At 40.8% G+C, this 20967-nt stretch carries 15 protein-coding genes and 1 CRISPR repeat array (1 of these 16 running past the window's edge); of the genes, 9 read left to right on the forward strand and 6 right to left on the reverse strand.

Annotated features, from left to right (window positions below; translation table 11 throughout):
• Positions 1 to 8: a CRISPR direct-repeat array (repeat unit 37 nt); it begins 616 nt to the left of the window's first position.
• A gap of 422 nt (positions 9 to 430) precedes the next feature.
• Entirely contained in the window at positions 431 to 2050 is a 1620-nt protein-coding gene (locus tag NOS7107_RS13800) for a tetratricopeptide repeat protein (protein ID WP_015113591.1), read from the reverse strand.
• Between the two features lie 293 nt (positions 2051 to 2343).
• On the opposite strand from NOS7107_RS13800, the gene mrdA reads away from it, so the two are divergent.
• On the forward strand, positions 2344 to 4164 hold the full coding sequence (gene mrdA / locus NOS7107_RS13805; RefSeq protein WP_015113592.1) for a penicillin-binding protein 2: 1821 nt from the start codon (positions 2344 to 2346) through the stop codon (positions 4162 to 4164).
• A gap of 464 nt (positions 4165 to 4628) precedes the next feature.
• Positions 4629 to 6218, forward strand: coding sequence for a B12-binding domain-containing radical SAM protein (locus NOS7107_RS13810; RefSeq protein WP_015113593.1), 1590 nt, complete (start codon positions 4629 to 4631; stop codon positions 6216 to 6218).
• A gap of 71 nt (positions 6219 to 6289) precedes the next feature.
• Here the strand turns inward: NOS7107_RS13810 and NOS7107_RS13815 are convergent, their stop codons facing one another.
• Positions 6290 to 7114 carry a hypothetical protein gene (locus NOS7107_RS13815; RefSeq protein ID WP_015113594.1) on the reverse strand — a complete coding sequence of 275 codons (825 nt, stop codon included), beginning with the start codon at positions 7112 to 7114 and terminating at the stop codon, positions 6290 to 6292.
• An 822-nt stretch (positions 7115 to 7936) separates the two neighbouring features.
• A complete protein-coding gene (locus NOS7107_RS13820; protein WP_015113595.1) occupies positions 7937 to 8608 on the reverse strand; it encodes a LuxR C-terminal-related transcriptional regulator in 672 nt (223 codons plus the stop codon).
• A gap of 99 nt (positions 8609 to 8707) precedes the next feature.
• Between NOS7107_RS13820 and NOS7107_RS13825 the strand changes: the two genes are divergently transcribed.
• Complete coding sequence (locus tag NOS7107_RS13825; protein ID WP_015113596.1) at positions 8708 to 9538, forward strand: sulfurtransferase; 831 nt, start codon at positions 8708 to 8710, stop codon at positions 9536 to 9538.
• Positions 9539 to 9615: 77 nt separating this feature from the next.
• Here NOS7107_RS13825 and NOS7107_RS13830 read toward each other — a convergent pair whose 3' ends face one another.
• Together NOS7107_RS13830 and NOS7107_RS13835 are read right to left on the reverse strand one after the other, a co-directional pair.
• Positions 9616 to 11745, reverse strand: coding sequence for a serine/threonine-protein kinase (locus tag NOS7107_RS13830; RefSeq protein ID WP_015113597.1), 2130 nt, complete (start codon positions 11743 to 11745; stop codon positions 9616 to 9618).
• A gap of 68 nt (positions 11746 to 11813) precedes the next feature.
• Complete coding sequence (locus NOS7107_RS13835) at positions 11814 to 13487, reverse strand: serine/threonine-protein kinase (RefSeq protein ID WP_015113598.1); 1674 nt, start codon at positions 13485 to 13487, stop codon at positions 11814 to 11816.
• A 163-nt stretch (positions 13488 to 13650) separates the two neighbouring features.
• On the opposite strand from NOS7107_RS13835, the gene NOS7107_RS13840 reads away from it, so the two are divergent.
• Both NOS7107_RS13840 and NOS7107_RS13845 read left to right on the forward strand, forming a co-directional pair.
• A complete protein-coding gene (locus tag NOS7107_RS13840) occupies positions 13651 to 15189 on the forward strand; it encodes a phenylacetate--CoA ligase family protein (RefSeq protein WP_015113599.1) in 1539 nt (512 codons plus the stop codon).
• 142 nt (positions 15190 to 15331) lie between these two features.
• On the forward strand, positions 15332 to 15970 hold the full coding sequence (locus tag NOS7107_RS13845; RefSeq protein WP_015113600.1) for a TetR/AcrR family transcriptional regulator: 639 nt from the start codon (positions 15332 to 15334) through the stop codon (positions 15968 to 15970).
• On the opposite strand, the gene NOS7107_RS13850 is transcribed toward NOS7107_RS13845, so the two are convergent.
• The gene (locus tag NOS7107_RS13850; RefSeq protein WP_044499966.1) at positions 15944 to 16258 is read right to left on the reverse strand and encodes a hypothetical protein; all 315 of its coding nucleotides are present in this window, start codon (positions 16256 to 16258) and stop codon (positions 15944 to 15946) included. The genes NOS7107_RS13845 and NOS7107_RS13850 overlap by 27 nt on opposite strands.
• 238 nt (positions 16259 to 16496) lie before the next feature.
• Here NOS7107_RS13850 and NOS7107_RS13855 point away from each other — a divergent pair, with 238 nt between their 5' ends.
• From NOS7107_RS13855 to NOS7107_RS13870, 4 genes are all read left to right on the forward strand, one after another.
• Positions 16497 to 16811: a DUF6825 family protein gene (locus tag NOS7107_RS13855; protein WP_015113601.1), complete on the forward strand. Its 315-nt coding sequence runs from the start codon at positions 16497 to 16499 to the stop codon at positions 16809 to 16811.
• 185 nt (positions 16812 to 16996) lie between these two features.
• A complete protein-coding gene (locus NOS7107_RS13860; RefSeq protein ID WP_015113602.1) occupies positions 16997 to 18685 on the forward strand; it encodes an AarF/ABC1/UbiB kinase family protein in 1689 nt (562 codons plus the stop codon).
• A gap of 18 nt (positions 18686 to 18703) precedes the next feature.
• Entirely contained in the window at positions 18704 to 19429 is a 726-nt protein-coding gene (locus NOS7107_RS13865; protein ID WP_015113603.1) for a Stp1/IreP family PP2C-type Ser/Thr phosphatase, read from the forward strand.
• 942 nt (positions 19430 to 20371) lie between these two features.
• Positions 20372 to 20569, forward strand: a complete 198-nt coding sequence (locus NOS7107_RS13870) for an NblA/ycf18 family protein (protein ID WP_015113604.1) — start codon at positions 20372 to 20374, stop codon at positions 20567 to 20569.
• Positions 20570 to 20967 lie beyond the last annotated feature (398 nt).

Consider the following 20967-nt stretch of genomic DNA (forward strand, 5'->3'; position numbering starts at 1 on the left):
ATTTCAACTGTGGGAGCCTGAAAGTGTATCTATATTTAGTTTTCAAGGTTCGATTTCGCGGATGGAATAACTTTAACACAAGCAAATGTCAGTTGATTGAACAAAAATAGCTGAAATATAGACTGTGTAAGGTGCGCGGATGATTTTAATTAATTTTTTCTGCAAAAGCTTGTACTCCAAGGAATCCAGCCATTGTTGCTCAAGGGCGATTTTGTACACCTACCCATCCGCGCATTTTGAGAAATTTTTTGTTGTGGTGTTCACATGCCCGACTTTTCCAAAAAGTCTGGTATCTAGATGCTACATCAAGATTTGGCGGATTAAAATACTCATAACTTCATCTGAATTGGTCGTTTGTAACAGTGGACTCCAATCGCCGAAGCTCGCGTAAGCAAGAATGTGTCAATAGAGAATTATGCAAGAAAAGAATTTAGAAATTTAAAATATCTAATGATTCTTCAATTTGCAAATCTAAAACTCGCCCTCGCGCATCTTTGAGAGCATCTAATTTACCTTCTTTACGATAAAGTTCTACAGCTTTTTGGAAATCAGCAATTGCTTCTTGTTGATCTCCGATTTCTGATTGCACATTGCCCCGGTTGTAATAAGCATCAGCATAATTAGGATTAATTTTTATTGCCTGAGTATAATCTTCAAAAGCTCCGGCATTATCGCCCATATCATAACGAGCGTTGCCGCGATTATAATAAGCATGGGCATCATGAGGGTTAATGGCAATTACTTGAGTATAATCATCAATTGCACCTTCATAATCACCTATATCAGCACGTGCATTACCACGATTTTTATAAGCAATCGCATCCTGAGGATTTATTTTGATGGCTTTAGTAAAGCTTTGCTGATATCCTAAAAAATAACGTGACATTCCCCGGTTTTTATAAGTTATGGCATAATTAGGATTTATTTTAAGTGCTTGCGTATAATCTTCGATTGCACCTTGATTATCTCCTAGATGAGAACGAGCATCGGCGCGGTTTTTATAAGCAACCGCCATATTAGGATTGAGTCTGATAGCTTGGGTATAATCATCAATGGCTGCGATATAATCTCCTAATTGATAATTGGCTAAACCTCGCTTGATATAGAATTTAGCATCATTGAGATTAATTTGAATGGCTTGAGAATAATCGGCGATCGCTTCTGCATAATCGCCTAACTGATAATAGCTTAAACCTCGCTGATAATAAATTTCTGCATCATTTTGATATAATTTTAAGGCTTGGCTATAGTGAGCGATCGCATCTGTATATTCTCCCTTAACTAAGCAATTATGTCCTAGTTTTATATAATCATTTTCTTGGGGATATATTAATAATTTTTCAGCTTGATTAACTGATGATTTAGGTGAAATTAACTGAGAATTATTCGGCGATAAAAAACTCGGTGATTTGTGATTATCCTCTGGCTTTACTAAGTTGTAACTAATGGTGGATTGATACTGTTCTAAATAGCAACGTAAACCACTACCATATAATAATTGTTCTATCCCGAAAGCGATTCTTCCTGTTTTGAGTTTAATCATCCGCGTCGGTAGAAACCCAGCTAAAAAAAGGTGATACTCTGATTGAGCTTCGTGTACTTCTTCTTGAATTAAGATGCAGACTATCACTGCATTTTTTTCTACTTCTTCGGAACTGACAGACCATCTGACTTTATCAAGGCTACCATGCCGAGATTTGACTTCAATGCCGACTGATGGGTTAGTAGTAAGGGTGAAATCAATCTTACCGTCACCACCGAAGCGTTTTTCATAATCAACTTCGGTAATTAAATCAGCCAAACGTTCTTTGACAACTTCCTCACCTAATTTACCTTTGAGATAGCTGATAAAAACGTCCCGCACTGGCGAAACTCGCTTATATTTTTCCGCCATCAGCCAGCAAAAATCGCGGAGAATCTTTAATCTTTCTCCAGAGATTATAATTAATTCGCTATATTGACCTTCTGTTTCGCAATGAAGCAGCGAACCGGATGTTAACCTTTGAATAAAATCAGACTGTAGCGATCGCAGTAGCGTAATCCAGTCCATTGATATATCTGCGAATCTTTGAATGAAATCATTGTATTCAAATATCCCAGCCGCGTAAACATTTATAGCCAGAGTGGAGAATCGAGAATTTTATCCTCAAGAATAATTTAGGGTTGCTATGGACGTTGTGAATGATTAATTGCAATAATTGTTGATAAACTTAATTAGCAGTATAGTTTTACTTAAATGAGTAAAACTATATACAAAAAATTATTGTGATTTACAGTAATACCCGGTACAAGCTCAGACCAATTGTATACATATAGTACTTATCAATACACTGAATCTTTATTATGGCAGTATTACACTCATCTCCGCTGGGAGGCAAAAAAAATACACGTACAGTCGGACGCAATTTTCAGTCGGTATTTTTAATGCTATTTACCCTCTCAATGTTAACAGGCATCGGGGTGCGGTTAGCATATTTACAAATTGTTGAGGGGGATATGCACCGCAAACGCGCCGAATCTAACCGTATTCGGGTAATTGCTAAACAACCAGAACGCGGCAATATTTTTGACCGCAATGGCAAACTTTTGGCTAGTACGCGTTATCCTCGTTCTGTGTATCTTTGGCCGATGGCACATACTAAACCCTCTTGGCCAATTGTTGGGCCAAGGTTAGCCAGTATTTTAGATATTACCCAAGCAGACATCGAAAAAAAGCTAGATGAAGCTGGTGCATATTCATCTTCTTTAATTAGAATTGCCCGTGACTTGAATGAAGCACAAGTCACAGCGATGAAAGAGTATGAAAACGAACTACCAGAGGTAGAAGTTCATACGGAAGCGGTTCGTTACTATCCCCACGGTACAGCCCTCGCTCATGTACTGGGTTATACCAGAGAATTAACTGCTGAACAGTTAACAGAAAGAAAACAAGAAGGCTATCGCTTAGGTGATGTCATTGGTCAGATGGGAGTTGAAAAGGCCTATGAGAAATTATTGCGGGGTGAGTGGGGCGGTCAACAGGTAGAAGTCGATGGGGCTGGGCGACCGTTGCGGGTGTTAGGAGAAAAACAAGCTAAAGCCGGGAATGACCTGCATTTGACCTTAGATGTAGATATACAGAAAGCCGCAGAAAAAGCCTTGGGCGATCGCGATGGTGCGATTGTGGCGATTAACCCAAAAAATGGTGCAGTTTTAGCTTTAGTTTCTCATCCCACCTTTGACCCCAATATCTTTTCTAAACAAAAACTCACACAAAAAGATTGGGAATCTGTCCAAGGTGAAGACCATCCCCTGGTTAATCGCGCCCTCAGCGCCTTTCCCCCCGCCAGTACTTTTAAAATTGTCACGACAACTGCGGGGCTGGAATCAGGGAAATTTTCTCCCAGTACCGTCTTACAAACCTATGGTTCCTTAACCATTGGCGGAACCAGATTTGGTGAGTGGAATCATGCAGGATTTGGGCCTTTAGGATTTGTCGGAGCGATGCAATGGAGTAGTGATACTTTCTTTTATCAAATAGGTAGAGGTGTTGGCGGCCCGACTTTAATTGAATGGACTCGCAAGTATGGATTTGGTCAAAGAACAGGCTTTGAGTTCGCCTCAGAAGAAACCAAAGGTTTAGTCCCCGATGAAAACTGGAAGCAAAAAGCTTGGAAAATTCCCTGGACTGTCGGCGACACAATTAATATGTCTATTGGTCAAGGTGCTTTACAAACCACACCTTTGCAAGTGGCGATTATGTTTGCAGTTCCAGCTAACGGCGGCTATCGAGTCCAGCCGCATTTACTCAAAGATAATGAAGATGCTAAAAGTTGGCGTGAATCTTTAAATATGAAGCCGACAACCATTAAAATTCTCCGCGATGGACTGCGTAAAGTTGTTTCTGAAGGTACGGGTAAGGTTTTAAATAAACCCACAATTCCCCCTGTGGCTGGCAAAAGTGGCACAGCAGAAGCTTGGAAAAATCGCGTCAAGCAAAATCATGCTTGGTTTGGTGCATATACGCCAGCCGATAACCCAGAAATGTTAATTGTCGCTTTTGCAGAACATTCTGGTGGTGGTGGTGGTGCGATCGCCGCCCCGATGATTTTAGAAATTATGCAAGACTATTATCAAAGAAAGTATCCAGGTAAATATCAAAAACCAGAAGCGAAAAAACAATAGTTTGACAAGGTGCGAAGTCTGGCAATATTGGTTTTGTCAAAATAGAATTCAGGAGTTAGGAGTGAGAATTTAGAATTAGATTCTAGGAGATATTCTTGATTTTGACTTCTGAATTCTTCTTCAATTCAATCTGATTTTAATTAATATTCCGCCTACGGACTAGGAATTTCAGTTTGTTCTTACTTTAGACAGAGAGAAGAAAAGCCTTATGAGTTGTATTCTTTAAAAGTGTCTTTGTTGATTCATTTAGTACGAAGATATTTCAAATCTTATGACAGATGTATTGCTAATTTAAAAGACTCAAACAAATTAAGGCTTTGATTATTTTTATCATGCCTATATACCTAACTTGTAGTGCAGATATTAGGCGTTAATTTGTTTGGAGCAACAAATCAGTTCCCGAACGGCTTATGTTGGCTATTGATGGGAGTCGGAGATAGCAGAAGTTTTGCAACAAGGATTTTATGAAAGCATTATTGCTCTACCCTCAGTTTCCCCAGTCCTTTTGGTCTTATGATCGCTTCATGGAAATCGCCGGACTTAAAGCCGTTTTACCGCCACTGGGAATTATCACAGTTGCAGCACTGCTACCCCAAGAATGGGAAATTAGATTTTGCGATCGCAATGTCACTCTGGAAACAGAAGCTGATTGGGAGTGGTGCGATATCGTCATCTTGTCGGCAATGCTAGTGCAGAAACCAGATTTTCACGCCCTGATTCAAAAAGCGGTGCGCTTAGGTAAAAAAGTAGCCGTGGGTGGCCCTTACCCAACATCTATTCCACAAGATGCTTTGGACTCTGGAGCGCATTATTTAATTTTAGATGAAGGGGAATTAACTATTCCTCAATTTTTAACAGCCCTCAATCAAGGTCAAGAACAGGGGATATTTCGCTCTCTGGAAAAACCTGATGTCAGCCAAAGCCCAATGCCCCGTTTTGACTTGCTAAAACGGGATGCTTACTTAATGATGGCTATCCAGTTTTCTCGCGGCTGCCCCTTTAATTGCGAGTTTTGCGATATTATCACACTCTACGGTCGCAAACCACGCACAAAAGAGCCTCAGCAAACCATTGCTGAGTTACAAGTTCTGTATGATTTAGGCTGGCGAGGGTCACTGTTTATCGTGGACGATAACTTTATTGGCAATCAACGGAACGTTAAACGTTTTTTGCGGGAGTTGATTCCTTGGATGAAACAGCACTCCTATCCCTTCACATTCATCACTGAAGCTTCTGTGAATTTAGCCGAAGATGAAGAACTGTTGCAATTAATGAATGAAGCAGGTTTCTATGCAGTTTTTCTCGGTATAGAAACTCCTGACCAAGAAAGTTTGCACTTAACACAAAAAGTGCAAAATACTCGTAGTCCTCTTGTGCAAGCCTGTGAAAAAATTAATCAAGCCGGAATACTCATCTATGCAGGGTTTATCCTCGGTTTTGATGGAGAACGCCCAGGCGCAGGAGAAAAAATACAAGCTTTTGTCGAACAAACCAATATTCCTCAACCAATGTTGGGCATTCTTCAAGCTTTGCCCAACACTGCTTTATGGAACCGTCTGCAAAAAGAGCAGCGTTTGTTAGAGAGTAAGGGTATTGGTGGAACTGAAGTAGGAGATCAGAATACCTTAATGAATTTCATCCCCACACGCTCCATTGATGAAATTGCCAGAGAATATGTAGAAGGCTTATGGACTTTATATGAACCCAGAAACTATCTCAGACGCTGTTTTCAGCAATGTCTGAGTCTTGGTTCCCTCGCCCAGCGAAAACAAACTATGCAATTGTCTCCAGGAAAGGCATTACGGCTGGTTGTGCAGTTAATCTGGCTTCAGGGCTTGCGTCAACCAGAAATTCGTGTGCAGTTTTGGCAACAACTCTGGGCAATTATACTGACAAAACCGCAGGTTCTGAATATGTATTTAGGACTATGCGCGGCGGGAGAACATTTTTGGGAGTACCGGGTTTTAGCTAGACAACGAATTACTCAACAATTAGGCTACGATCCGCTCACAGCCTCTACGTTACCTAAGCAAGAACCAGTACTAGTCAAGTAGGGTGCGTGATGCTAATGCGATCGCCTACCCTACTTAACTGACTATACTAACCTTTGTGCGCGATCGCCTTTTTAAATTTTGGTGGCGCGGAAACCAATTGGGCCTTCACCTGCGTAGGTCATGGTTCCGGTGAAGGTTTTGCCACCATCATTGGATGTAACATTAATTGCCACTGCATTTTGTCCTGCACGACAACCAATTACCCAAGTCCCACCTGCATTCCAGGGTGCAGAAGCACCGCCCCATTGGTTTTCTACTGTATAGTTATTACTACCTAAAAGGTTGCCTCTAAAACCGATGGGGCCTTCACCTGCATAAGTGTTAGTTCCAGTTAAGGTTTTGCCACCATCATTAGATGTAACATTAATTGCCACAACGTTTTGATTGTCTCGACAACCAAGCGCCCAAGTACCACCTGGGTTCCAAGGTGCAGAAGCACCACCCCATTGGTTTTCTACGGTATAGACACTACCATTTGCAGCAGCACTTTTAAAGCCGATGGGGCCTTCACCTGCATAAGTTATGGTTCCATTCAAGGTATTACCGCCGTCGTTGGAGGTAATATCAATCGCCACAACATTTTGATTTCCCCGACAGCCGAGTATCCAATTACCACCTGGGTTCCAAGGTGCAGATGAGCCTCCCCACTGATTTTCTACTTTGTAGGTGTCGCTGGTAGTTAAAGTACCTCTAAAACCGATGGGGCCTTCACCTGCATAAGTCATAGTTCCATTCAGTGTTTTGCCATTGTCGCTGGAGGTAACTTTAAGTGCAACAACACGCTGATTTGATCTAGCTCCAATTACCCATGCGCCACCTGGATTCCAAGGTGCAGATGAGCCTCCCCACTGATTTTGGGCAATGTATAGATTACTAATTGTTGCGGTAGCTGTCATTTTTTAACTCCAAAATTTTGATAATTTTAGTTACGAGTTTCACTTTAGAAACCCGATTTGATTTCTGAAAACATACGTCAAATTCAAGCTCAAAAGGGTGCATAATTTCCACTCTTTTGAACTTCTGATGAGCCATGCTAAAGTCACTTGCTTTCAGCAAGCAATATTTATATCTTCAGAAATCAAATCGGATTCCTACAGAGCAATTTTTAAAGCACGTCTAAAATCTGGTGACTTTTTAGAAGCTGTTTAATATACATCAAAGCCTTATTTTAGACTTGCTATATTTCCGCAATATCCTAACAAATTTGGTGCGTTTTGATTTATTGTTCAGGTTGATTTCCTGAATCAATCGTAGACATAGGGAACAATAAAGAAGCAGTCAATTTATCTTGATTTTGGTAAAAATCAAATGCGATAACATGCCACAATGCTATTCAATGAATTTTTGTTTGTCAATATACTAAACAGCTATTTGCTGCTTTAATTAAATTTACAAATCAGGAAATAAGTCTAATAATCAGAGAGTTAAGACAGTTAAGATTACTAAACTAAATCAAATCAGACAGTTAAGACCGTTAACAGGTTAATTCACTATTTCTTATGCTATTTATAAACAAATATTTATTTGTCATATAACTAGTAAATTACGGAATACAGTTTGTTGGTGTATGCTATTTAAGGTTTAATGTGCGAGATCCCCGACTTCTTTAAAAAGTCGGGGATCTGAACACTACAAATTTTGAGATTTATCAATATTTACTATTTCTTAATTTATCTAAAGAAATACCAGAATTTATATTTCCATGATGTAAATTATAATTACCATTTCGGCAATTGTTGGGACTGTGCAACTGTAGAAAGCTTGGCCAACATTTGCGTGCGAGATGAAACTTCTAGCTTGCGGAACATTCTTTTTAAAGCTTGCTTAACAGAGTTTTCTGTAATCCAAAGTTCACGACTAATTTCTGCGTTTCTACACCCTCGCGCCACTAGTGTGGCAATTTCCACTTCTCTAGAAGTTAAACCTGCTGTTTGTAAAGGCGGATGTTGGGCTTGAGTCATTGTTACCCAAGTGGAAATGTGCAGACAAATCGCACTCAAATCTGTAAGATTTTGCGAATCGAATGCAGGTATGTCTTGTTGACGGGTAAAACCTAATGCACCTACTAATTTACCAGTGCTGACAATTGGCCCAGCCATAACATGATAGTGATCAGGACGGGGACAAATCAATTTCCATGTTTTTGGTTCAACTACTAAGGCTTCGTGAACTGGGGCGTGGTGTTCTAGTAAGTAACGTGCAACTGGGTTGTATTGGGGTGATAAGGCAATTAGTATTGCTTTGTCAATCAGATGAGTTTGATGAAAGAAAAATAGCCCGCACCTTGTAGCTGTAAAATACTGACTCATTTCTGCGGATATATGCGATCGCAATGTTTGTTCATCTTTAGCTTGAGCAATTGCCCGAAATAAAGCGTGTAAAGCAACCATAGGCTAATTGTACACTTTCGAGGTCTAGAAGCATGATCATCACCTGATTTATCTTAGCTGTAGTCAGATTCAGTGTTGATCTTTTTGGATAACTTTACTATGACTATAAATTCTGATTACGCTGATCCTTCAGTTCTAGTTGATACCCAGTGGTTAGCAGATCATCTCCATGATTCAAATGTTCGTATTATTGAAGTGGATGTAAGTCCAGAGCCTTACAAAAATGCTCATATACCGGGTGCTGTATTTTGGCATATTTTTACGGACTTACTGCTACCAGATTTCAAAACTAATTTAGATGCGATCGCTTTTGCTAAACTTATGGCACGCTCAGGTATTACCAATAATACAACAGTTGTTGCTTATGGCAATTATCCCGGCATCGGTGGCTGGATTTTTTGGTTGTTAAAAGTCTTTGGTCATGATAATGTCCGAGTTCTCAATGGCGGCTATCAAAAATGGAAATCTGAAAATCGTCCACTTGCAACTGAGTTATCTACATTTCCACCCACTGATTACCATACTCAAGCGCCTGATGATAGTCTAAGAGTATTACATCCTGAAGTCCAAGCAGCGATTAATCAACAGGAACGCATTTTGTTAGATGTCCGTACAATTCAAGAATACTCTGGTGAGTGGTTTTTTAATCAACCACCAAAAAACAATCAACGCACTGGACATATCCCTGGTGCAGTTCATCTTGAGCATATCCTGACACTTAATGAGGATGGCACTTTTAAATCATTCACCGAATTAAAAAATCTTTATACCAGCCAAGGTATTACACCTGATAAAGAAATTTTTCCTTATTGTGCGATCGGTGGACGTTCTGGATACACTTGGTTTGTTTTAAAGTATTTACTAGGCTATCCAAATGTTCGCAATTACGACGGCTCTTGGAATGAGTGGAGTCGTTTGACTGACTTATAGTAGGGAACAGGTGATAGGTGACAGGTAACAGTCTTGATGATGTTTGGTTCTGTTCCTCCACCTAGCCTCTATGAAAGTTACTGTTCTGTTCCCGCAGGTGTAGGTGTTTCTGTTGGTGTGTCTATCGGCGTGGGCGTTTCTATTGGTTTGTCTGTGGGTGTGGGTGTGGGTGTTTCCACAGGAATGGGATTTTCTGCGGCGATAGTAAGTTGATAATCTACTGACGTTGTGGCTGTAGAAGCGATCGCAAACTCATAGTATCCCTTTTCTGGTAATTCTGCGGTTAAAGTGCGTTTTGTCGAGTCTTCTAAAAGTCTGATTTTGCCGGAAGGGGAATAAACTGATAGCAAAACTTTGTTACTCGCTGTCAGATTTAAGTCTAAGGTTTGCCCTTTAGCCAGTCCAGCGATGAAAACTTTACCATTCCCTGGTTTGAGTGTTCCACTGACTGTTTCACTTGTCGCGCCTATATCAAAAACAATCTTGGCAAAAGCATTCCCATTGACGATAGCACTAAGTTGATCATTAACAAACCCATGCCAAACTTGCCCGATGGGTTCCTTCATAAAATCTCGTCCACGCTGTTCGGGAAATATGCGGTAAAAGGCGACATCACCTAAATCATATAAAGCGCGACTACCAACGTTAATTTTATTTACAGCAGCTTTCCAGCGATCGCGATCGGCTGCGGTATACTTTCCAAGTTGCCGTCGTGATTGATTACTGAGAACTGAAACTTTACTTAACAATTCATCCGCCGTTTTATCCCAAGCCGCCCGTAAACTTTCATCTTCTGGTTTATTGGTGATGGTGCGCCCTTGTAAGCTAGGATTTCTCCGCCAAAAGATTTGATTCACTAAGTCTACATAAAAGCTTTGCTCAATTCCCAACTCTTGACGGCGATCGCTTAATTTTTCTTTGCGTTGCTTTTCTTCTGGGGAATAATTCTCGGAAACATCAACGGGTTGGGTAACGCTTGGTGTTGGTGTGGGGTCAATATCATTCCCACCACTAATATTCCTATTCCGATTTGTTCCTAACCACAATACCCCAATCACACCAAATACCGCTAATGTTGCTGCAAAGGTTTTAGTTGTTGTCCACCGACTTTTGGCTTGGGGAATAGGTGCGGGGGATGGGGAGAAAGGCCGGGGTTGTGTTGGGTTAATTGCCGGAGAGGGTGCGACTGCAAAAGTAGCTGAGGTTTCCGGCTGAGGTATGACGGGCGCTTGAGTTACAGGATATTGAATTGGTGTTGGGTTAAGTGCGTGTAAAACTTGACTAGCCGATTGATAGCGATCGCTCGGACGAGGCGCTAACATTTTATTTAACACCTGTGCTAACATCGGACTCACACTAGCGTCTTGCTGCCATTTCCAAGCCAGAGTGTAGTTATCTAATAATTCTTGCGGTTGTTTACCTGTTAATAATACTAATATCGTGACTGCCAAAGCATACAAGTCACTATGAGGAGATACTGCGCCAGTTTGCATTTGTTCTGATGGTGCAAAACCGATTTTACCCAATAAAGTCGGTGCGGGCGTTGCTGCTGCACCTGGTTGGTAGTATTGAGAAGCAACTGTGGCGACTACTTGTTTCACACCACCAAAGTCAATTAATATCGGCAGTTGGTCAGCAGTGCGTAAAATTAAATTATCTGGTGAAATATCTCGATGAATTACATCTTGGGAGTGGACATATTCTAAAACTGGCAATATCTGCTGTAATAGTTGCCGTACTTCTGCTTCTGTAAACCGTAGACCTTGCTGTTTGCGGGTATTTAATAAAGAATTATATGTCTGTCCCTCTACATAATCTTGCACTAAAAACAGGTATTCCTTCCCTTGCAAATTTGTGCGAAACAGTTCCCGAAAACGAGGAATTTGGGGATGTTGCAATTTGTAGAGAACACTAGCTTCACGCTGAAATAGTTCTTCCGCTTTTTGTAAAACGTAAGCTGTTTGCACTTGGGGAGAAAATTCTTTTAAAACACAAGGTTCGCGGAAGCGGTTGATATCTTCAGCTAAATAAGTGCGTCCAAATCCACCTTGCCCGATTTGACGGACAATGACATAGCGATCGCTTAAAGTTAAACCAGCTTGAATACCATTACTAACAGGTAAATTTTGCAAATTCTCGCCACACTGGAGACAAAACCGACTACCTGTGGGATTTTCATGACCTTTAGAGCAATAGAATTTAGTCATGGGTCATTTGTTGTTTCCCTTGTCTTTGCGTGTGTCTAGTCTCCTCACTCATAATTCTTGCACCCTAATTAATTGTTCGATTGTATTTTACTCACTTTATCAGCCGCGATCGCATACCAAATTTGACCGTAAGTTTGTTGGTTCTGTTTCTCTCCCTGCTTTCCGGGAAATAACTCAGCAAATTTTTGATTTGTCTCTTTGTTCAACTGACTCATTGTATAGTCACCTAACTTTCCCGTTCTCGCTTGCAGTCTCCATCTTTCGTAATCTTTTTGACTGTAGCTTCCCATTTTTTTACGTGCGGCGGCGCTAAGTTCAGCCTGTTCTAGTTTATCCAACAAGCCATCACCAATTCTCAACCACTCATCGCGCAAAGCCTTATCTTCCGATTTTGATGTGATGGTGCGCCCTTGCATTTCCGGCTTTTGACTGTAAAACAAAGCGTCTACCATACGGATGAAGAAGACTTCGGAGATTTCCAACTCTTGACGACGCGCCAGCACATCCCCATTTCCTTTGTTGCTGACTGGTTGAGCCAGAGGATTAGGTAATGATGGCATTGTGGGCAATGATATAGAAGGTATGGTAATAGATGTTATACCTCTGACTACAGCATTTACCGCTGCCAAAGTTCCAGCAACTGTTAAACCAACTATGGCTGTCCCCAGCATACTCACAGCAAAAGGACGTAACCACATAGGTACAGGTAACACGCGGCTCACAGCTTGAGTTCTTTGATGAATTCTACTGACAATTGCGTTAGCGCGTTTTTGTCCCGGCGAGACTATCTGAGTCTTCAGTTTGGTAATATAAGGGTTACTTGGTTTAGTCACAGCTGGCGATGGTAAATCTTTGAGAACTTGCTCGGCTGTTTGATAGCGATCGCTTGGTTTATAAGCCAGCATTTTTTTCAATATAGATTCTAATTTGGGGCTAACCCGAATTTCCTTACCCCAATACCATAGCCCTTGATAGCTGTCGTATAATTTTTGCGGTTCCTTCCCTGTCAATAATACGAGTATCGTCACCGCCAAAGAATATAAATCACTGCTGAGAAATACTTTCCCTTGACGAATCTGTTCTTCCGGTGCGTAGCCTTTTTTACCTAATAGCGTGTGATTCACAGCTAACTTCGTGAACCAAAACCCTTGGGATGCTGGTAATTGCTTCACACCACCAAAATCAATCAACACAGGTAAATTGTCAGAACGCCGCCAAATTAAATTATCCGGTGAGATATCACGATGTACAACATCTTTGGAGTGGATGTAAGACAACACAGGTAAAATCTGTTGCAGCAGCAGAATGATTTCTTCTTCACTAAAAGTTTGACGTTGTTCTAATAACTGGCAATAATTATCACCCTCGATATAATCTTGCACCAGAAAGAAAAAATCTTTACTACCTATCTGCACCTGTAAAGAAGCATGAAACTGGGGAATTTGCGAATGTTGGAGTTTTTTCAGTACATTTGCTTCTCTCTCAAATAATTCCTTAGCTTTTTGTAAATCCTGTTGTGCTTGGACTTGGGGCGCAAATTCCTTCAGCACGCACACTTGATGAGCTTTTTGCTTATCTTCCGCTAAATAAGTCCGTCCAAAACCGCCTTGTCCTAGCTGACGTATAATTTGATAGCGTTGATTCACAACTTGCCCAACAGCCAGAGGCAATGTTTCACCGCACGTTGTGCAAAACCGATTACTGTCAAGATTTGTGTGTTGTTTACTGCAATAAACCTGCATGGTGCTGAAGGATAAATGAGGGTTTTTATAAATTACTACAACCAGAGTAGTTCTGTTTACGGATAATACTTCATCTAACTCCGCGTACCTTGGCGTTTACCTCCATATTCCTGGGCGTTTAAAATCAAATCTAGCTTGATATTCAACGACTAGATATAGATTTATGAACGCTAATTCCCAACAACAGCGAAGCATCAAGGCCTTTGAGGACTTTATCTCTACACCTATAGAAACCCTACTACAGAGACACTGCAACACCGCTAGTTCACCAACAGTCTTAACGTTATTTCATGATGTCGCCGCAAATGTCCCAGCGTACAAGGCATTTTTAGCAGAAAGAGAAATTAATCCTGATATAATTCAAACTTTAGAAGATTTTCAGCAATTACCTGCGATCGCTAAAGAAAATTATATCCAACGTTATCCTCTGCCTGATTTGTGTCGCAATGGTCAATTAGCAGAGTGCGATATGATAGCCGCTTCTTCTGGTTCCACAGGTAAACCCACATTTTGGCCTCGCTTCTTCACCGATGAACTGCAAATTGCTACACGCTTTGAGCAAATTTTTCATGATAGTTTTTTTACAGACACTAGACGCACCCTTGCAGTAATTTGTTTCACCCTGGGAACTTGGGTGGGGGGAATGTTCACCACTAATTGCTGTCGCTATTTGGCGAGTAAAGGTTATCCCCTCACCGTTATTACACCCGGTAACAACAAAGAAGAAATCTTGCGCGTCGTTCAAGAACTGGGGGTAAATTTTGAGCAAGTTGTCCTTTTGGGATATCCACCATTCCTCAAAGATGTCATTGATATAGGTATTAGTCGTGGCGTGGAATGGTCACAATATCACATTAAGCTAGTTATGGCGGGAGAAGTATTCAGCGAAGAATGGCGCAGTTTAGTTGGTGAAAGAATTGGTTCGCAAAACCCTTGTTACGATTTCGCTTCACTTTACGGAACTGCGGATGCTGGCGTGTTAGGTAATGAAACACCTTTGAGTATCTGCATTCGTCGTTTCTTAGCTAAAAATCCCGATGCTGCTAGAACTTTATTTGGTGAATCTCGTCTACCCACATTAGTTCAATATGACCCCACCAGTCGCTTTTTCGAGGCGCAGAACAACTCATTACTATTTTCTGGCGACAATGGTATTCCCCTAGTGCGTTACGACATCCTCGACACAGGCGGAATTATTACCTACGATGCGATGCTTGAGTTTTTAGCAGAATGGAAATTCAACCCATTAGAAGCACTTGGTTCTGACACTAATAACTCAGCACTCAGCACTCAGCACTCCCCCAGAGGAATTCACCCCTTACCTTTCGTCTACGTTTTTGGACGCTCTAATTTTACTGTGTCTTACTTTGGCGCGAATATCTATCCCGAAAATGTCAGTGTTGGTTTAGAACAACCTGCTGTACAAGCATGGGTGACTGGTAAATTCGTCTTGCAAGTTAAAGAAGATGCAGACAAGAACCGATTTTTATCTGTAGTTGTCGAACTAGCACCAGGCGTTGAAGGTAGTGAAGATAAACGCCAAGCCATCACTGAGTCAATTCTGGCGCAGATGTTACGCCTCAACGGTGAGTTTGCTAATTATGTTCCCCCAGAATATCAAACACCACAGGTTGCTTTAGCTGCAACAGGCGATCGCGAATATTTCCCCATCGGCGTTAAGCACCGCTATACACGCAAGTAAATAGAAATTTTATCAAACTTGATTAATTTACGTATTCTCAGGCTTTATTAACTTTACAACTTTTTGCTAAATATTGTAGTAAGTTGCTTAATAAAACATTTTTCCGTCTTAAATATAATGCAAGTAAGTACTTGCAAGCAAAATGACTAAAAACATCCGTTCATCCACTCTCACCCGTACACGTTTAATCGCAGCCGCTTCACAGGTATTTGCTAGTTTAGGGGTACAAGGCGCAACTACCCGCCAAATAGCTCGCGTTGCAGGCGTGAATGAGGTAACATTATTTCGTCACTTTGCCAGCAAAGAACAACTCCTCAAAGCAGTTATCGAAAATGCGCTCGCACTCCAAATAGAAGCTTTGGCTCACCCTGAAATTTGGACACAAAATTTGCGTGTTGACTTGAGACGCTATGCTAAACTTTATAACAGTATGCTTGAAGCTCAAGAAGACTTAATTCGTACCTTCATTGGGGAAGCTAAACGTCATCCAGAAGCAGCTAAACAAGTCATTCAAGAAGCTGTTCAACCATTAAGCGAAAAACTCATTGCCTATCTTCAATCTTGTCAGAAAAATGGTACAGTCAGACCTGAGTTTGATCCAGTGCCAGCAGTTGATATGTTTACCGGAATGCTACTTGCAGGTATGCTTTGCCACAATGCTAAACTCAAGAACAAGAATTATAGCTGTGATGAATATATCGATACCTGTGTAGATATTTTTGTCCGAGGTATTAGTTTAGCTCCTGTACAAGTTTTAAGTACAGGTAGTACTCATAATTAATGTATTTGATTGCCCATTAACAACATCGATCAAGAAACTACTCAGAGTTTTATCTGATTTTATTTTTTGCTCAAAAAAGTTGATTAGACCTGTCAATGAAATGCAGTTATTGCCAGTAATATTTGGATATTTATCAATCAGTTTCGAGAGTTTTTGTCTTGTGTCTGTTGCTACGCTAAATTTAGCGATCGCATTCTCTATCACTTCTCTTGCTTCTAAATCAAGGTTTCGCCATTTATGGATTAATACACTAACTTGATTTTCAATTTCCTGCTTTTCATTATTCAATAAAAATATGCCAATTTGTCATTTTTTAATTAAAAATTAAGTAAATCAGAATATATACCCAAAAAATTACTCAATTTTTTTAGATTTTCTTAATCTAGGGCTTGCTATCTAGCTTAATTAGCACATATCTATATAGTTATGATTGAGTATTGTAAAATTAACTCCAAACTCTCAGATAGCAGCGGCAAAGCATACAGCCAAGTTATAATTCTCTTGCGGACGAGCGTAACAAAAATTTATGAGTAACCCCCTTTTACAAGCCTTTTTTGTAGGCAGAGCAGTCGCTGAAGTCATTAATGAACGTTTCGAGGTTGCCTTAACCGATGCGTTGAGTGAATTAGGTAAATTTGATGCAGAAGCCAGAGAACAACTGCGTCAGTTTACAGAAGAAGTAACACAACGAGCAAATCGTGCAGCGGAAGCGGCTAATGCTGGACAAGCAACTACATCTAGTCAAGATCCCGTTGATTTGCAAGCAAATATTGATGAACTCAGAGCCGAAATTGCGCTATTGCGTAATGAATTACAGCGCTATCGCAGCAGTTCTGTATAGTTAATAGTCAAGTCATCGCAAATGACCTAGTACAGTGCGGCTACTCTGGCGAGTTCTCCGTAGGAGTAACCGTAGGGCATGACAAATGACAAGTAGCAAATGACACCTTTATCAAACACAGTTTAGGGATCAGAGTGTCTTATCTTCCAGTTGATTCAGTGACAAACCAACGGTACGCCAAAGATATGGAACAAAGTTATTCAGACAAAGCATACCGTTGGAATCGTGAAAATTACTCTAGCAAACGTCGCTTTGTGGACATTTGGTCTTTTGTATTGACCTTTATGTTCAAATTGTGGCGCTACAACAAATCTTGGAGTTATCCAGGTGGTGTAACAGAAGCAAAACAAGCAGCAAGGCGTAAAGCTCAAGCAATTTGGGTTCGTAACACCCTACTAGATTTAGGCCCGACTTTTATTAAAGTTGGGCAATTGTTTTCGACGCGTGCTGATATATTTCCTAGTGAATATGTTGAAGAGTTATCGAAGCTGCAAGATAAAGTTCCAGCATTTAGCTATGAGCAAGTAGAAACGATTATCGGGCAAGAACTGGGAAAAAAAATTCCTGAACTTTTCCAAAGTTTTGAACCTATTCCTCTAGCGGCTGCAAGTTTAGGACAAGTACATAAAGCTGTGCTGCACAGTGGGGAAGCTGTTGTTATTAAGGTACAGCGTCCTGGGCTAAAGAAGTTATTTGAAATAGATTTACAAATTCTTAAAGGAATTGCTCGTTACTTCCAAAACCATCCTAAGTGGGGGAAGGGACGAGATTGGATGGGAATTTATGAAGAATGTTGTCGCATTCTTTGGGAAGAAATTGATTATCTGAGCGAAGGTCGTAATGCTGATACATTTCGCCGCAACTTCCGGGGTTACGACTGGGTGAAAGTTCCGAGAATTTATTGGCGTTACACTTCCCCACGGGTTCTAACTTTAGAATATCTGCCGGGAATTAAAATTAGTCAATATGAAGCTTTAGAAGCTGCGGGTTTAGACCGTAAGTTAATTGCGCGTCAAGGCGCTCAAGCTTATTTACATCAACTGCTGAATAATGGCTTTTTCCATGCTGACCCCCATCCAGGTAACATAGCTGTCAGTGCAGATGGTGGTGGTTTGATATTCTATGACTTTGGCATGATGGGGCGAATTAAGTCCAATGTCCGAGAAGGACTGATGGAAACTTTGTTTGGTATTGCCCAAAAAGATGGCGATCGCGTGGTAGAATCACTGGTTAATTTAGGCGCGATCGCACCAGTGGATGATATGGGGCCAGTACGGCGTTCTGTCCAGTATATGCTGGATAATTTTATGGATAAGCCGTTTGAAGCACAATCAGTGGCAGCAATTAGTGATGATCTATACGAAATAGCTTATAATCAGCCATTTAGATTTCCCGCAACTTTCACTTTTGTGATGCGAGCTTTTTCCACTCTAGAGGGGGTAGGTAAAGGCTTAGATCCAGAGTTTAATTTTATGGAAGTTGCTCAACCTTATGCAATGCAGCTTATGACAAACATGAATGGCGCTGACAGTAATAGCTTCCTCAATGAATTAAGTCGTCAAGCAGTACAGGTGAGTACGACGGCATTCGGGCTACCACGTAGGCTAGAAGATACCCTAGAAAAATTAGAGCGTGGCGACATGCGCGTGCGCGTGCGTTCCATAGAATCAGAACGCCTGTTGCGGCGACAGGGAAATATTCAACTAGGAATCAGTTATGCTTTGATAATCAGTGGATTTACTCTGTCAGCTACCATTTTATTGGTGAATCATTATGTATGGTTGGCTCTGCTCGCTGGTTTGATTGCAGCAGCAGTCTCAGTAATCCTGATCCGCTTGCTTCTTCGCCTCGACCGTTATGAACGTATGTATTAATTATTGCCTTAAAAAATTATGAAATTGAAATTCACGGGTTTTAGTGATCCGGGACTTATTCGTTCTAGTAACCAAGATGCTTATTATGTCGATCCCGAAGGACGATTTTTTATTGTCGCTGATGGGATGGGTGGTCATGCTGGTGGTGAAGAAGCAAGCCATATTGCAACACGCGAAATTCAAGCCTATTTAGTGGCAAATTGGAATTTGCCTGAGTCAGACCCAGAATTACTCGAAAAGGCTTTGTGGCAAGCTAATGAAGCGATTTTGCAGGATCAGCAAAATCATCCAGAACGCGCGGATATGGGTACTACTGTTGTAGTAGTACTTTTTCGCCAAGTAGAAGCTCCTTGGTGCGCTCACATCGGTGACTCTAGATTGTATCGCTTACGTAGGTCACAGCTAGAGCAAATCACTGAAGACCATACTTGGGTAGCAAGAGCAATTAAGGTTGGTGACATCACTCCAGAAGAAGCCAGAATGCACCCCTTCCGCCATGTGTTATCGCGTTGTTTGGGTCGGGAAGACCTAAATCAATTTGATGTGCAACTGCTGAATTTGAGCGCAGGCGATCGCTTACTATTATGTAGTGATGGTCTAACCGAAGAACTGGTAGACGAAAAGATTGCTGATTATCTGCAATACCCCTCGCTAGAAAAAGCCTCTATTTCTCTAATAGAAGCTGCCAAGGAGCAAGGCGGACATGATAACATTACCGTTGTCATCGTAGAACTACAAAATTGACTTAGCAGACCGCAATTCGTCAATAGTCACTGGTCAAAAGTCATTTTGACAAACATTGCTTCATGCTTCAAACCCACCGGTTGCTGCTTGGTAAAAAGCCTTTGTAGTCGAGTTCTTTGTTGTTTATGACAGTTGCTTCATGGGAACTTACACCATAAAACGAAAAATTAAGGTTTTAGAGAAGAGTGTGGGGATACGCTCACAAGTGTAGGGCTTTAACAGAGTGACAAGTAATAACTCTAAGAATAACGGGATAATCTGAGTTTGATCACCCCTATGCCCAAATCTTTGTGCGTCGTAAGTTCTAGCTTTATACGCCGGAAAACAGACAATAATCTTTTTCGGTAGTTCCAAAAGGGGAAGGCTTGTGATGAGGCTATCTCTCCCACCCTCTGACGCAAATTTTTGCCAAATCCAAAATTGCTTGACTCAGAACTTTATTTTTAGTAAATATACTCAGCAATTTGTTCAGCCTGAGCATTTTTATTCTTTACAACTTGATAAAAATACTTTTAACTTCCAAAATTTAGCAGTTGGAGGCTAAGTTTCTATAATTTGTTGAATTGACATCTTGCACCTAATACGATATGGCGCATATAATTCAGGTTTAATACCTTATATTTAACCTTGCACCAATAGGCTTCTCCACCTAGAGAAGCTAAGACTCGGCAAGGCTAAAATCAGGTATTTAATTTCACTATTTGTGAAATTTCCCGGAATATGCCTCAGCGTACTTGAGTTGTATACCAGTAGGTTTAGGCAAAAGCTGTTAAAGACACTAAAAATTTATCCCAAGGGGTGTGGGCAAATAGTCAAACAATTGTTATCTTTCTTAATACGTAGGAACAAATGTAGAGCTACTCTTAGCCCTCCAACTATCTCAGGTAGGATAGAATTTCTCCCGCTAAATCTCTTTTTTACGCGTTGTTTTCGGAGTTTACTATGAACCAGCCAATTGAATTATCTTTGGAACAACAATTCAGCATCCGTTCATTTGCTACTCAAGTGCAGCACATGAGCCACGACCAAGCGAAAGACTTTTTAGTCAAACTTTATGAACAAATGGTTGTGCGCGAAGCTACTTACCAAGAGTTGCTCAAGCATCAGTGGGGCTTAGATTCGGGTTCCACTCTGGCATAGCATTATTTTTGTGTCGCAGTGGGCGACCTCCTTCTCTTGCTCGGTTCCAACGAAGGAAATGAGCTGGGGATGCTGGGGCGTCAACTTTAGTTCAGCAATTGTAAATTGATTGTTTTTAACCTAACTCCATGCCAAGCCAAAATAAAGGCTGCACATATTTGTTAAGACTAAATTGTATTGCAGGGGATAAATTAGCAATTGTTAAGTAGCCACTACGCATAAGTCATGGCTATTTAAGTAAACTAATTTAGATGCTGTATTGGATACATAGCACGATTTGCGTAGATCCAATTAATCTTAGTTGACCACTTGCCATCGCTAATCATTATATTTGCTATAACGTAAGCCTTACAACCGAATATAGATTTTTTGTTATAAAAGTTTACATTTTGCAATCA

The organism is Nostoc sp. PCC 7107 (assembly GCF_000316625.1).
In the GTDB taxonomy this organism is placed as follows: Bacteria; Cyanobacteriota; Cyanobacteriia; order Cyanobacteriales; family Nostocaceae; genus Nostoc_B.

Excerpts from the sequence above, each read along its gene's own strand:
- NOS7107_RS13800 (WP_015113591.1), bottom strand. The coding sequence starts at position 2,050 with ATGGACTGGATTACGCTACTGCGATCGCTACAGTCTGATTTTATTCAA.
- mrdA (WP_015113592.1), top strand. The coding sequence starts at position 2,344 with ATGGCAGTATTACACTCATCTCCGCTGGGAGGCAAAAAAAATACACGT.
- NOS7107_RS13810 (WP_015113593.1), top strand. The coding sequence starts at position 4,629 with ATGAAAGCATTATTGCTCTACCCTCAGTTTCCCCAGTCCTTTTGGTCT.
- NOS7107_RS13815 (WP_015113594.1), bottom strand. The coding sequence starts at position 7,114 with ATGACAGCTACCGCAACAATTAGTAATCTATACATTGCCCAAAATCAG.
- NOS7107_RS13820 (WP_015113595.1), bottom strand. The coding sequence starts at position 8,608 with ATGGTTGCTTTACACGCTTTATTTCGGGCAATTGCTCAAGCTAAAGAT.
- NOS7107_RS13825 (WP_015113596.1), top strand. The coding sequence starts at position 8,708 with ATGACTATAAATTCTGATTACGCTGATCCTTCAGTTCTAGTTGATACC.
- NOS7107_RS13830 (WP_015113597.1), bottom strand. The coding sequence starts at position 11,745 with ATGACTAAATTCTATTGCTCTAAAGGTCATGAAAATCCCACAGGTAGT.
- NOS7107_RS13835 (WP_015113598.1), bottom strand. The coding sequence starts at position 13,487 with ATGCAGGTTTATTGCAGTAAACAACACACAAATCTTGACAGTAATCGG.
- NOS7107_RS13840 (WP_015113599.1), top strand. The coding sequence starts at position 13,651 with ATGAACGCTAATTCCCAACAACAGCGAAGCATCAAGGCCTTTGAGGAC.
- NOS7107_RS13845 (WP_015113600.1), top strand. The coding sequence starts at position 15,332 with ATGACTAAAAACATCCGTTCATCCACTCTCACCCGTACACGTTTAATC.
- NOS7107_RS13855 (WP_015113601.1), top strand. The coding sequence starts at position 16,497 with ATGAGTAACCCCCTTTTACAAGCCTTTTTTGTAGGCAGAGCAGTCGCT.
- NOS7107_RS13860 (WP_015113602.1), top strand. The coding sequence starts at position 16,997 with ATGGAACAAAGTTATTCAGACAAAGCATACCGTTGGAATCGTGAAAAT.
- NOS7107_RS13865 (WP_015113603.1), top strand. The coding sequence starts at position 18,704 with ATGAAATTGAAATTCACGGGTTTTAGTGATCCGGGACTTATTCGTTCT.
- NOS7107_RS13870 (WP_015113604.1), top strand. The coding sequence starts at position 20,372 with ATGAACCAGCCAATTGAATTATCTTTGGAACAACAATTCAGCATCCGT.